Annotated in this window: 13 protein-coding genes; 1 reads left to right on the top strand and 12 read right to left on the bottom strand. The window is 63.5% G+C overall.

Translation table 11 applies throughout. The features are described 5' to 3' along the window. Window positions 1–25 precede the first annotated feature (25 nt). The 6 genes from ppaT to C8D77_RS04095 all read right to left on the bottom strand — a co-directional run bounded on the left by ppaT (window position 26) and on the right by C8D77_RS04095 (window position 6,791). Entirely contained in the window at window positions 26–1,204 is a 1,179-nt protein-coding gene (ppaT, locus tag C8D77_RS04120) for a pyridoxamine--pyruvate transaminase (protein ID WP_109659561.1), read from the bottom strand. A gap of 25 nt (window positions 1,205–1,229) precedes the next feature. Then, a complete protein-coding gene (gene pldA, locus C8D77_RS04115; protein ID WP_109659559.1) occupies window positions 1,230–2,036 on the bottom strand; it encodes a 4-pyridoxolactonase in 807 nt (268 codons plus the stop codon). A gap of 47 nt (window positions 2,037–2,083) precedes the next feature. Then, a complete protein-coding gene (locus tag C8D77_RS04110) occupies window positions 2,084–3,019 on the bottom strand; it encodes a putative B6 ABC transporter permease subunit 1 (RefSeq protein ID WP_109659556.1) in 936 nt (311 codons plus the stop codon). A gap of 3 nt (window positions 3,020–3,022) precedes the next feature. Continuing rightward, window positions 3,023–4,120 (bottom strand): putative B6 ABC transporter permease subunit 2, encoded by a 1,098-nt coding sequence (locus C8D77_RS04105; RefSeq protein ID WP_109659554.1) that lies wholly within the window; start codon window positions 4,118–4,120, stop codon window positions 3,023–3,025. Next, a complete protein-coding gene (locus C8D77_RS04100) occupies window positions 4,117–5,685 on the bottom strand; it encodes a putative B6 ABC transporter ATP-binding protein (RefSeq protein WP_109659552.1) in 1,569 nt (522 codons plus the stop codon). The genes C8D77_RS04105 and C8D77_RS04100 overlap by 4 nt, the downstream gene beginning before the upstream one ends. A gap of 77 nt (window positions 5,686–5,762) precedes the next feature. Further along, window positions 5,763–6,791 carry a putative B6 ABC transporter substrate-binding protein gene (locus tag C8D77_RS04095; RefSeq protein ID WP_109659550.1) on the bottom strand — a complete coding sequence of 343 codons (1,029 nt, stop codon included), beginning with the start codon at window positions 6,789–6,791 and terminating at the stop codon, window positions 5,763–5,765. Between the two features lie 100 nt (window positions 6,792–6,891). Between C8D77_RS04095 and C8D77_RS04090 the strand changes: the two genes are divergently transcribed. Continuing rightward, window positions 6,892–7,317, top strand: coding sequence for a hypothetical protein (locus C8D77_RS04090; protein ID WP_109659547.1), 426 nt, complete (start codon window positions 6,892–6,894; stop codon window positions 7,315–7,317). 37 nt (window positions 7,318–7,354) lie between these two features. Here C8D77_RS04090 and C8D77_RS04085 read toward each other — a convergent pair whose 3' ends face one another. From C8D77_RS04085 to C8D77_RS04060, 6 genes are all read right to left on the bottom strand, one after another. Continuing rightward, on the bottom strand, window positions 7,355–8,365 hold the full coding sequence (locus C8D77_RS04085) for an ABC transporter substrate-binding protein (RefSeq protein WP_109659545.1): 1,011 nt from the start codon (window positions 8,363–8,365) through the stop codon (window positions 7,355–7,357). Window positions 8,366–8,404: 39 nt separating this feature from the next. Continuing rightward, window positions 8,405–9,220 (bottom strand): ABC transporter permease, encoded by an 816-nt coding sequence (locus C8D77_RS04080; protein WP_109659543.1) that lies wholly within the window; start codon window positions 9,218–9,220, stop codon window positions 8,405–8,407. Continuing rightward, window positions 9,217–10,047: an ABC transporter ATP-binding protein gene (locus C8D77_RS04075; RefSeq protein ID WP_109659541.1), complete on the bottom strand. Its 831-nt coding sequence runs from the start codon at window positions 10,045–10,047 to the stop codon at window positions 9,217–9,219. The genes C8D77_RS04080 and C8D77_RS04075 overlap by 4 nt, the downstream gene beginning before the upstream one ends. A gap of 124 nt (window positions 10,048–10,171) precedes the next feature. Next, window positions 10,172–11,101 (bottom strand): 5-formyl-3-hydroxy-2-methylpyridine 4-carboxylate 5-dehydrogenase, encoded by a 930-nt coding sequence (fhmpcd1, locus tag C8D77_RS04070; RefSeq protein ID WP_109659539.1) that lies wholly within the window; start codon window positions 11,099–11,101, stop codon window positions 10,172–10,174. Further along, entirely contained in the window at window positions 11,101–11,721 is a 621-nt protein-coding gene (locus C8D77_RS04065) for a glutathione S-transferase family protein (protein ID WP_109659536.1), read from the bottom strand. The genes fhmpcd1 and C8D77_RS04065 overlap by 1 nt, the downstream gene beginning before the upstream one ends. A 26-nt stretch (window positions 11,722–11,747) precedes the next feature. Then, the gene (locus tag C8D77_RS04060; protein ID WP_056582478.1) at window positions 11,748–12,155 is read right to left on the bottom strand and encodes a RidA family protein; all 408 of its coding nucleotides are present in this window, start codon (window positions 12,153–12,155) and stop codon (window positions 11,748–11,750) included. Window positions 12,156–12,164: the final 9 nt, after the last annotated feature.

Raw genomic sequence — 12,164 nt, 5'->3', positions numbered from 1 at the left:
CAATCCGTGATCTGGTGATGTCTGTTCAGGCGTCGGCGTCGATCACGGCCAGCGCCGCGTCGATACCCTTGCCGATCGCCAGTTTCTGGCCGGCCGCGTTCATGGCGCCGCCAAGTGCCGTGAGTGCCGCGATCGCATAGATCGGCTGGGCGGTCGGACCCATATGGCCGATGCGCGTCAGTTTCCCCAAGGTTTCGCCGCGACCCGACGAAAACACCACGCCGTAGCGGGCGCGCGCGGCCTGGCGAAGCGCCTTCTCGTCGACACCGTCGGGCGTGCGGACGGCGGTCGTGGTCGGCGACGCGATCTTGTCGCTGGCGGCCCAGATCGACAGGCCCATCGCGGCAACGCCCGCACGCATGGCCTTGGCGGTGAGCGCGTGGCGCGCCCATACCGCCTCCGGCCCCTCATTGAGGTAGAGGTCGAGCGCGACGTCGAGCCCGTTGATCTCCGAGACCGACGGCGTGAACGGAAACGGCTTGTCCCGCGACCACGCATGCTCCCAGTCGACGATGCTCAGCATCGACGCGCGGGGGGCCGCCTCGTTGCCCTTCATCTTGGCCCAGGCCCGCTCGCTGACACCCATCATCGTCAGGCCGGGAGGCGCGCCCAGGCATTTGTTCGGGCCGGTGACATAGATATCGGCCTTGCAATCCTGCGGATGCGTCTTCATGCCGCCAAAGGACGAGACGGCATCGACGATGAGATAGCCACCATGCGCCGACACCAGCGCCCCGATGGCGTCGATCGGATTGATGGTGCCGGACGGCGTGTCATGGTGGCAGACGGAAACGACGGTGATCTCCGGATGCGCTTTCAGCATTGCCTCGACCGCCTGCGGGTCGATCGCCTCATTGTAGGGCACCTCGATCTCGAGCAGATGTGGCGAATAGCGCTTCGCCCAGTAGCCAAAGCCCTTGCCGTAGACTCCAGAGGCAAGGTTGAGCACGACATCGTCAGGCGCGATCAGCGAGGCTGCGGCGGCCTCCAGGCCGAGCACCGGCTCGCCATGCAGGATGACCGGCTTGTTCGACAGCCGCATCGCCTTTTGCGCCTTGTCGACCACACCCTCGTAGAAGAGCAGGAACGCCGGGTCGTAGTCGTAGAGCACCGTGCGACCGAGGCCGCGCAGCACTTCAGGATAGGCGTTCACCGGCCCCGCGGTCAGGGTGATGACCGGATCGGCGTGTTCGAGATAGCGCATCGTCTTGTCTCCCGATTGGCGGCGGTCAGCCGTAGAATTGCGTGCCGGTCCTGTAGGTCTTGAAGTTTTCCATGTCGTGCGAGTACATCAGCTCGGCGCCATGGTCCTCGGCGAGCGTCTTGACCTTGCGCATCGAATTGACGCCTGCCACAGGATCGATGTGGAAGGCAGCCTGGCACAGCGTTTCAAGGCTCTTCTGCGTATAGGCCGCGTCGATCGTGAACATGATCGGCTTGCGCTTGGGAAACTCGACCAGCAGGCTGTAATGGCCGATCGAATGACCGGGCGTCGAGATCAGCTTTACGCCCTTGGCGAGATCGACGTCGCCCTCGATGCCCTCGAAGGTCGAATTCGCCCGTGTCGTTCCCGCGAGCAATTGCCCGGTCGCGCCACGCGCTTCGGCAGCCTCCGCCGAAAAGCTCAGATCGGAATAGCCGAGATGCTCGAAAGGCTGCGGATTGCAGGCCTGCGGCACCTCGGTTCGGTGACAGATCTTCTTGGCATGCGGAAAATACTTGTTGCCGCCGCAATGGTCGAAATGGAAATGCGAATTGACGACAACGTCGATGTCCTTCGGCTCGAGGCCGAGCAGCGCCAGGGCGCCGGGGATGGTCTGGTGCTTTTCCTGGATCGGCTTTTCGAATGGCAGCACCTTCATCACGTGATCGTAGTCGTAGCCGGTGTCGATGAGGAACCGGCCCTCGGCATGTTCGATCAGGATCGAATAGACGGGGAAGCGCACTTCGCCGCCAGGGCCTCGGTTCCAGAACACGTGGTATCCGTCGAGAACGAGCGAGCCGCCGTCGAGCAGGTAGACCTTGGTATCCGACATTCTTGCCTCCTTTATTGGCGCGGGTCCCGTCCGCGCATGAATTGTGTTCAGCGCGCGCCGCGCTCGTATGGAATGCCGAGCGCCGCCGGCAGGCTGGCGCGCCGGCCGAACAGCACCAGCATGATCATCACCGCCAGGAACGGCAGCATCTGGATGATGTCGGTCGGTATGTTGATGCCGGCCACCTGCATTGCTGTCGTCAGCGACAGGCAGACGCCGAACAGCAACGCGCCGAACAGCACCCAGACCGGGCGACCGCGCGCCAGCATGGCCAGCACGATGCCGAGAAAGCCCGCGCCATTGGTGATGAACGGAATGAACAGGCCGGCCCCGACATTGGCGAGATAGGCGCCGCCGAGCCCGGCCAGCGCTCCGGTCGTCAACACGGCTATTGTGCGGGTTTGCACGACATCGATGCCGGCGACATCGAGCGCCGCCGGCTTGTCGCCTGCCGCCTGCAGGTTGAGGCCCAGTTGCGTGCGCCGGTAGATGTAACCCATGCCGAAAACCAGTGCGACCGCCAGATAGACGATCAGATGATGTTTGAAGAATGCAGGCCCGATGACCGGAATGTCCGAAAGCAGCGGAATGACGGTCGCATCCGCCGCCGGCAGGCGGGGGTAGCTGCGCGAGAACTGGAAATGGTGGAGCAGTGCCGTCAGGCCTTCCAGTCCCAAGGTCAGCGCTATGCCGATGACGATCTGGTTCAGCCCGATGCGCACGCAAAGCAGCGCCATCACAACTGCCACTGAAACGCCGCCGGCGGCACCGGTGAGAAAGCCCAGCCACAGCGACCCGGAATAGAAAGCACCGACAAAGCCGAGATAGGCGCCGGCCAGCATCATGCCTTCGATGCCGATATTCAGAACACCCGCCTTCTCGGAAATCTGCTCGCCGAGCCCGGCAAGCAGCAGCGGGATCGCCGCGGTGACGGCGCCGAACAGCAGCGCGCTGAGAAAGACTTCACTGAAGAGCCCGGTCATGCCCTAGGCCCTCCGCGACTGGTTGTATCGGTGATCGAAATATTCCGCGAGCGCGAGCACGATCAGCACGATCGAAACCAGCACCAGCGTGAAATGATTGGGCACGCCGAGCCGCCGCGCCGCGCTCTCGCCGCCGATCGAAAGCACCGAGAGCAGGAACACGAAGCCGATGGCCGCAAAACCGTTCATGCGGGCGAGAAATACGGCGGGAATCACGGCAAGCCCATAGGCGGGATTCCAGTCGGCGCGGACATTGCCCTGGACGCCGATGATGTCGACGGCGCCAGCAAGCCCGGCCAGCCCGGCCGAAATGGCGAAGACGGCAACGGTCAGGCCGGGGACGCCGAGCCCAGAGTGAACCGCCGCGCGTGGATTGGCGCCGACGATCCTCAGCTTCAGCCCGAACGCCGTGCGCGTCATCACCAGATGCACGATGAGGATCGCTGCCAGCCCAAGCAGCAGGCCACTGGTGATGGTCGTTTCGAACAGTCGCGGCAACCGGTCTTCCACCGGCAGCGTGCGCGTCTGCGGCACGGTCGTGTTCGGGTCGCGAAACGCCAGCTTGACCAGCACATTGGCGAGCGACGTGCCGAGGAACGTCATCATCAGCGTGGTGATGATCTCGTTGACGCCCTGATAGGCACGCAGCAGGGCCGGCACCAGCGACCAGATCATCGCCACCACCATGGCGATGAGGAATGAGCAGAACAGCGCCAGCCAGGCTGGCATGATCTGCACGAACACGGGAGCGCTGGCCGCCGCCGTCACCGCGCCAAGCAGGAACTGCCCGTCGCCGCCGAGATTCCACATGCCCGCGCGAAAGGCCACGATCAGGCCGGCGGCAAGAAACAGCAGCGGCGCCATGCGCGTCAGCGTCTGCTGGATGCCGAGCGGCGAGAACAGTCCTTTCTCCAGCACGAAGCCATAATAGGCGAGCGGGTCGACGCCTACGGCAAGCAGGATACAGCCGGCTATGACGAGAGCGGCAAGGATCGGGCCGAGCGTCATCAGCATCCGATGCAGGATGTCGCGGCGCGTCACTGTCCCGCTCGTGGCATCGAGTGCGGTGGCACTGACCGTGGGGGCGGTGTCGATGCTCATGCGGCAAGTCCGATCATCAGGCGACCGACCTTGGTGCGGGCGTCGTCGGCATTCTCGACGGTGCCGACCAAAGCTCCGTTCGCGATGACGGCGATACGGTCGCACATGCCAAGCAATTCCTCGAGGTCGGTGGAGATCAGCAGCACGGCAAGGCCACGCGCGGCCGTGTCGCGGATGCGCTGGCGCGACGCCAATGTGTTGGCGAGATCGAGCCCATAGGTCGGCTTGTTGAAAATGACCACCTTGGCGCCTTCTGCCAGTTCTCTCGCCAGAAGCACCTTCTGGATGTTGCCGCCGGACAGCCGCGCGACCGGCGTCTTCAGGCTTGGCGTGCGCACATCGTATTCGCGCACGAGCTGGGCGGCGCGCTTGTCGATCTCCGCGCGCTGCTCGACGCCGTTGCGCCAGAACGGCGCCGCGCCGACCTGCTTGAGAAAGAAGTTGATCGAGACCGGAAAGGTTCCGACAGTGCCCTCGCCGAGCCGGTCGTCGGTCAGGTAGCGAAGGCCACGCCGGCGGCGATCGCCGACGCTCAGCGTCTCGATCGCGGCGCCGTCCAGCCGCACCGAGCCGCTGGTGGCTGCGCGCTGGCCGGCCAGCGCTTCCGCCAGCTGCTTCTGGCCGTTGCCGTCGATGCCGGCGATGCCCAGGATCTCACCCGGGCGGATGTCGAAGGAGATCGACGACAGGCCTGGCGCATTGTCCGTCGGTGCAACCGTCAGATCCGCGACCTGAAGCAGCGGGGCCGTTCCGGCGCGGGCAGTGCGGACAGGACGCTCGACAGCCTCCGGGTCATCCTTCTGCTTGCCGAACATCAATTCCACGATCTCCGAGACGATCTCCTGTTCGCCCAGCGCACGAAACCGCTCGGGCGGGATCTCGCCGACCTTGCGGCCGAGCTTCAGCACCGAGATGCGGTCGCCGAAGGCAGCCGCCTCCTTGAGTTTGTGGGTGATGAAGACGATCGCCAGGCCCTGCTCGACGAGGCGGCGCATCAGCGCGCCCAGTTCGTCGATGCCTTTCGGCGTCAGCATGGAGGTGGACTCGTCAAGGATGAGCAACCTGCTGTTGCGCACCATCGCGCGCAGGATCTCGACCTGCTGCTGCTCGCCGAGCGACAGCTCCGATACCTTGGCATGCAGCTTGACGGTGATGCCGAGCGTGCTGGTGATCTCGGCGACGCGCGCCGCCAGTTCCTCGGTCCTGGGACGCTGCCACCACGGCCCGCCAAGCAGGAGGTTTTCCGCCACCGTCAGCGTCGGCACCAGCATCATATGCTGGAATACGGTGCCGATTCCGAGTGCCAGCGCATGGCGCGGCGAGGTGATCGGGGTCGGTTTGCCGTCGACCAATATGCGTCCTTCATCCGGCTGCTGCAGGCCGGACAGCATGCCGATCAATGTCGATTTTCCAGCGCCGTTCTCGCCCAGCAGCACATGCACTTCGCCCGGGCGGATCGACAGGTCGACGCTGTCATTGGCAACGATGCCGGGGAACCGTTTGGTCACGCCTTCAAGCGCGACGATGTCGCGCCCGGCAACGGACGATGAAGAAAGACTGCTCATGAAAGCCCAGCACTAAAAAACGGGAATCGACCGGAGGGGTGAACGGATCACCCCTCCGGCAGCTGACCGTGATCGCCTTACTGGGCGACGCTGGTCATCAGCGCCCTGACAGCGGCCGCGTCATAGACCGGATCGACCTTGATCTTGCCGGAAATGACGTCTTCGCGCAGCGCCTGGATTTCTGCCCAGACATTATCCGGGATCGCGGCGGTTTTCAGCAGCTTGACCGAGTCGTCCTTGAGCCCGATCGTATAGTGTTTGGTGCCGAACGTGTCGGCCTTCAGGTCGGCAATCATCGCCGCATAGACCGGCTCGATGTTCCACACCACCGACGACAGCAGGAAGCCCTTGTCGATCGGCGACTTGTCGCCGATGACGTCGATGAAATAGACCTTGCCGCCATCAGCTGCCTTGGTCGTCTCGACCGCCTGCAGCATGCCGAAGCTCGAACCGTTGCCCTGGCCGAAGATGATGTCGGCGCCCGACGCGATCACGCTTTCGGTGACGCGCTTGCCGCCGGCGGCATCGCTGTAGGCAGCCGGTCCGATCACCGCATAGGTGATCTTGACGTCCGGGTTCTCCGCCTTCACGCCTTGCGCGAACGCCGCTGACTGCGAATTCCATGATGGTGGTTCGCCCGAGACGACGATGCCGACCGACTTGGAGCGCGACACCTTGGCGGCGAGGCGACCGGCGAGATAGGCGCCCTCGTGGCCGCTCAGCGTGTAGTCGGCGACGAGGCCCTTCTCCAGGCCGTTCGGCGTGTCGACGATTGCCACCGGAACTTTCAGTTCCTTGGCGATTTCAGGAGCCGAGGTGTTGTAGCCGCTGGCATGGGCGATCAGCAGGCTGGCGCCGTCGGAGGCAAGTTCCCGCAAGGTCGGACGAACGTCGCCATAGCCGAGGCCCTGGGCCACGACCACTTCGACGCCGGCGGCCTTGCCCGCCGCCTTGGCGGCGTCGATGCCTTGCTGGTTCCAGCCATAGTCCGTGCCTTCTTCGGGCGTCAGGATGGCAATCGACTTGACCTCGCCGGCAAGCGCGCCGCTCATCAAGACACCAGTCAATATAACTGCACTTACACTGCTCTTAAGAAGCTTTAACATTTTACCCTCTCTGTTGTTTTACCAATCAATATTCTTATTGTTATTGCGCGAAAGCGAGATAGACTGCCTAGGGAAAAATTACATATGGAGCTCAGGCAAAGTGAAGATCCGTTATGCCCTTCCGGTGATGTTGGCGTTATCGTCCTTCGCCAACGCGGTTGAGTTGCACCATGTCACCGTCCGCACCGGCACTGACGGGCTCGACATGGTTCCGTTGACGATTTCGAATGCGGGCAGCGAAGGCCTGTCTTGCAACGCCGACTTCGCCCACTGGTATTCGGCCGGGATCGCAACGGTCGAACCGGGCAAGAGCGCTCGCATCGAACTCTGGTTCGATGCGAAGACCGGCACATTCACGATCCTCAACGACAAACGCGAGAACCTGCCTGTCGAGCGGCTCTGGTGCGGCCTGGCGGGCCGCGCATATGCCACCCGCGTGCAGGTCACGCTCGACCGCACCGATGCGGCGAAAGGCGAGCGTGCGGTGTCCTGCGCCATGGCGCAGGACAGTCTGGTCTGCCGGTAGCCGCTCATCGAGCTTTCCGTTCGAACATTGCGCGCCCTTATTCCTTCGCCAGGAATGTGTCGGTGAAGACATCGTCCGCCGACAGAGCCGCCTTGAGCACGCCCTGATCCGTCAGCGTCTTCAAGGTCTCCTCCCACTGTGTCTTCGTCATCCAGCCGAGACCGTGTTCCTTGGTGTCGGGGCTGCTGAACGTCGATGCGATGTCGGCGTTGATCTGCGCCAGCAGCACACCCTTCTTGTCCGCATAGCCGGGTGCTGCCTTGGCGGTGATCTCGGCAGCCTCTTCCGGATGCGCGACGACATAGTCGAAGGCCTCCCTGTAGGCCTTGACGAAGCGGCGCACGACATCAGGCTTGTCCTTGATCATCGCCTGCGAGGTGAACAGGCCCGAGCCATAGGCCTTCCAGCCGTAGTCCGCCCCCATCATGATGCTGAGCGAGCCTGGGCCTCCGGCCTTGGCCTCAAGTTCGGGAACCTCGGCGTCGACATAGCCGACGACCGTCTGAACCCGGCCTAGAAGCAGATAGCTTTCATAGGGCGGCGAGACGCTGTTCAGCGTCATGTCCTTTTCGGTCAGGCCGTTGGCGGCCAGGAAGCCCTTGAAGAAGATGTAGGTGGAGCCGGCCGGATGAATGCCGATGGTCAGTCCCTTGAGATCGGACGGCTTGGTGAGCTTCAATGTCTTGGCCAGCGAAATGATGCCCAGCGGCGACTGCTGATTGACGGCCACCAGCGCCACGACCGGAACATTCTGCGACCGTGCGACGGCAAGCGTGGGAAGATCGCCGAACCCGAAATCCGCGTTCTCATTGCCCACCAGCCGCATTGCGTCCGGCGAGCCGGATCCCTTGCGGATCTCGGCCACATCGATGTCGTTCTTGGCGAAGAAGCCCTTTTCCTTGCCGACAAAGAACATGGCGTGATTGCCGCGCACCACCCAGTCGAGCTGGACGTTAACCTTGTCAGCCGCCAGAGCCGCGTTGGAGAAACCGAGTGCTGCGACAAACGCCGCGAAGGTAGCGGCCTTGATAAGTGAGCGTCTCAGCATTTTTTGTTCCCTTTTATGAATTTGATTGATCGAGCGGGCCTAGGACTGGCTGAATTTCGGCGCCCACGGCACCACGATGCGTTCGAGAATTTCGGCGGCGTAGTAGAAGGCGATGCCAAGCACGGAGACGAGCAGCAGCGCTGCGAAGACCAGCGCTGTATCGAGCTGGGTCGAAGCGAACTGGATGACGTAGCCGAGACCGTCGGAAGCGCCGGCAAACTCGCCGACGATGGCGCCGATCACACTCAACGTGGCGGCGATCTTGGTTCCGGCCATCAGGTTCGGCAGCGAGTGCGGAACGCGGATCCTGAACAGAATCTGCGTCGGACTGGCCCCGACCGAATTCATCAGCGCCAGCAGCGAGCGGTCGACCGATTGCATGCCCGCCAGCATGGAGAGCGTCACCGGAAAGAAGGCGATGACCAGGATCAGGCCGATCTTGGGCGCCAGCCCATAGCCGAACCAGAGGATGAAGATCGGCGCGAGCGCGACTTTCGGCACGTTCTGGAACAGCACCACCAGTGGATACAGCGCGCGTCCCAGCCAATCGAAGCGCACGATGACCAGCGCAATGGCAATGCCGACCACAACCGAGACCAGGAAACCGAACAGGATCTCGCCCGCCGTCACCAGCGTCGCCTGCATCAGCGTGCCCCATTGCGCGGCCAGCGATTTCGCGATCTCGGATGGGGCCGGAATGATGAAAGCGGATATGGCAAAGATCCGCACGGCGGCTTCCCACAGCACGATTGTCACCAGCAGCAGGATGACCGCCGGAAGCCAGCTGCCGGTCGCAGCGCTCCAGCTGGAGGCGAGCCGCGGCTCGGAAAGATCCGTGATGGGTTGGTCGCTCAAGACGCGCCTCCCGGTTGATGGCTGGAGCGCAGCATCGTCCGCAACTGAACCACCAGCCTGACGAACTCCGGATCTTCGGTGACCGACAGGTCGCGCGGATAAGGCAGCGCAATGTCGAGGCTCTCGGTGATCCGCCCTGGCTTGATCCCCAGAACGTGAACATGGCGCGACAGATGGATGGCCTCGTCGATGGAATGGGTGACGAGCACGATCGTCTTGCCGGTACGCTGCCAGATCTCCAGCAGCGACTGGCCCATGGAATCGCGGGTGATTGCGTCGAGCGCGCCGAACGGTTCGTCCATCAGCAGCACCGCCGGGTCGAGCGCCAGGGCCCGTGCGATGGCGACCCGCTGCCGCATGCCGCCCGACAGCTCGTTTGGGCGCTTGTGGGCGCTATCGCCGAGCCCCACCAGTTCCAGCATCTCCTGGCCGCGCGCGCGCAGATCCGAGCGCGACAGCGACTTGTCGGCGATGCCGAGCAGCATCGAGGCATTGTCGACGGCGTTCTTCCAGGGGAGCAAATTGGCGTCCTGAAAGACGAGGCCGATCATGCGCTTGCGCGCCGCCTCGACCGGCGCGAGCCCGGCGATCGAAACGCTGCCCTGGGTCGGCTGCACCAGGCCGGCCAGCACCTTGAGCAAGGTGCTCTTGCCGCAACCGGAAGGACCGATAAGGGAGACAAACGACCCCTTTGGCACGGAAAGATCGATGTTTTGGAGGATCAGCTGCCGGGCGATGACCACCGAAATGCCCTTGGCGGAGATCAGGTCGTCATGGCGGATATGGGCCGGCCTGTCGCCGGCAGCTCGAATGGTTTCAATGCGCATGGCTTGTCACCTCGCGCGCTGTCGTCGGCCGCACCCGCGCCATTGCGAAGGCGCCCTTCACACAAACAGCCGACCGGTGGAACTCCTCAAACCGGCCTGCCCTCTGCGCACCATGTGACATTGGCTACTCCCGGCCTTCCAGGATGCGCCGCACCGCGACGAGCTTGCGCGCCCGTTCGCCTTGCAGCGCCTTTGTCTGCTCGGGCGTGTAGGCAAACATGCCCTCGCCCGTCTTGATGCCGAACTTCGACGCAGCCGTCTTCTCCAGCACCATCGGCGCGACATCGTCGCGGTTGGAGAGATCGGCATTCAGGAAGGACGAGACGGATTTGTAGATATCCAGCCCCGCCATATCGAGCAGCGCCATCGGGCCGATGACGGCGATCTTGTAGCCGATGCCCCAGGACACGCAGGTGTCGAGATCTTCCGGTTCGATGACGCCGCGCTCGACAAGGTCGACCGCTTCGCGCAACAGCGCATAGAGCACGCGGTTCTCGACGAAGCCCGGAACGTCCTTCTTCACCACCACCGGCAGCAGGCCGATCGAGCGAATGAGGTCGCGGATCGTCGCCACCGTTTCTGGCGCGGTCTTTTCGCCGCCGATCACCTCGATCATCGGGATGATGTGCGGCGGGTTCGACCAGTGCATTCCGACCATCCGCTCGGGGTGCGAGATATGCGCCTGCAGCTTGGTGATCGGGATGCCCGACGTGTCGGAAGCGACGATGACGGACGGGCCGATCAGCGGATCGATGTCACGATAGGTCTGCGCCTTGATGTCGATATTCTCGGGCACATTCTCGATCACCAGTTCGGCGCCGTCGACGGCCTCGGCGAGCGTCTCGACGAAACGCACGCTGCCGGCGCCCGTCCCCGGCGCCTTGATGTCGAGACGGTCGAGCACGCCGCCGGCGAGATCAAGCATGCCGCGGGCACGCTCGACCGATGCCTGCGAAACATCATACGCCGTGACATCGAGCCCGCCGCGCGAAAGCCGCGCGGCGATGCCTGGACCCATCGTTCCCAGTCCGATGAGAGCGGCGCGCTTGATCATCATGCCGCCTTTGCGGGAGCAGCAGTGGTTGCCGCCTTGAAGGCCGGCCGAGCGGCGATCGCGGCCACCCAGCGCTCCAGATCGGGCATCGACGGCCGGTCGATCTTGAAGTCGACGCAGCGCTTCAGGATCGGCGCGCAGGCGATGTCGGCAAGCGTCAGCTTGCCGAGCGCCAGGAAGTCCTTGCCGGCCAGGTGGCCGTCGACGATCTTGAGCTGCGCGACAAGATCCTTCACTTGTTCCTTGTATTCGGCGGTCTGCTCCTCGGGTGTCAGCTTGGCGCCTTTGAAGGCCGCCAGGTAGCCCGGATTGACCGCCGCCAGCAGGAAGTCCATCCAGCGCTCGACCTCGGTCTTTTCCGCGGGTGTGGCGCCAATCAACTGTTCGCCGCCGGATGCCGCGAGATAGCGCAATATGGTGTTGGACTCCCAGATCACGGTGTCGCCGTCGACCAGCGTCGGCACCTTGGAGGTCGGGTTGAGCGCCTTGTATTCCGCCGTCTGCGTGTTCTCGAACTGGCGGCCGTAGTCCTCGCGCGTATATGCAGCGCCAAGCTCCTCGAGCATGAAGAGCACCTTCTGGACGTTGCCTGATGTCTGGCGGCCTAACAGCTTGTACATGTCGTCTCCTCGATTGTGTCCAAGGCCTACTTGCCCGCCGGCAGCGGCTTGTAGACGATGGCGTCCATTTCGATCTTGGTGTTGATGACCGCCTTTGCCTCGACGGTCGTGCGCGCCAGGACGGCGTCGCCGATCCCTTCGAGGAACGCTTTGTTGTAGCGGCCGAAATCGCGCGTATCCTCGAGATAGGTGGTGATCCGCACGACATCCGACAGCGTCGCGCCTTCATGCGCGATGACGCGCGCGATGGTCTTCAGCGTGGCCAGCGTCTCTTCCTCGATCGTGCCGCTGATCATGTTGTTGTTCTCGTCCTTCGGCACCTGGCCCGAGACGAAGATGAAATCGCCGGCACGCACCGCCGGATGAAACGGCAGGTTCGGGTTCTTGTTGCCGATTGCGTAGTGGCTGGCGGATTTTCGCGTGCTGTCGCTCAATGCCTGCTC

The organism is Mesorhizobium loti (assembly GCF_003148495.1).
Lineage (GTDB): Bacteria > Pseudomonadota > Alphaproteobacteria > Rhizobiales > Rhizobiaceae > Mesorhizobium > Mesorhizobium loti.
Note: the sequence above shows the minus strand (reverse complement) of the source record. Positions and strands in the feature narration are given on the sequence as shown.

Excerpts from the sequence above, each read along its gene's own strand:
- C8D77_RS04085 (WP_109659545.1), bottom strand. The coding sequence starts at position 8,365 with ATGCTGAGACGCTCACTTATCAAGGCCGCTACCTTCGCGGCGTTTGTC.
- ppaT (WP_109659561.1), bottom strand. The coding sequence starts at position 1,204 with ATGCGCTATCTCGAACACGCCGATCCGGTCATCACCCTGACCGCGGGG.
- fhmpcd1 (WP_109659539.1), bottom strand. The coding sequence starts at position 11,101 with ATGATCAAGCGCGCCGCTCTCATCGGACTGGGAACGATGGGTCCAGGC.
- pldA (WP_109659559.1), bottom strand. The coding sequence starts at position 2,036 with ATGTCGGATACCAAGGTCTACCTGCTCGACGGCGGCTCGCTCGTTCTC.
- C8D77_RS04065 (WP_109659536.1), bottom strand. The coding sequence starts at position 11,721 with ATGTACAAGCTGTTAGGCCGCCAGACATCAGGCAACGTCCAGAAGGTG.
- C8D77_RS04095 (WP_109659550.1), bottom strand. The coding sequence starts at position 6,791 with ATGTTAAAGCTTCTTAAGAGCAGTGTAAGTGCAGTTATATTGACTGGT.
- C8D77_RS04105 (WP_109659554.1), bottom strand. The coding sequence starts at position 4,120 with ATGAGCATCGACACCGCCCCCACGGTCAGTGCCACCGCACTCGATGCC.
- C8D77_RS04100 (WP_109659552.1), bottom strand. The coding sequence starts at position 5,685 with ATGAGCAGTCTTTCTTCATCGTCCGTTGCCGGGCGCGACATCGTCGCG.
- C8D77_RS04075 (WP_109659541.1), bottom strand. The coding sequence starts at position 10,047 with ATGCGCATTGAAACCATTCGAGCTGCCGGCGACAGGCCGGCCCATATC.
- C8D77_RS04110 (WP_109659556.1), bottom strand. The coding sequence starts at position 3,019 with ATGACCGGGCTCTTCAGTGAAGTCTTTCTCAGCGCGCTGCTGTTCGGC.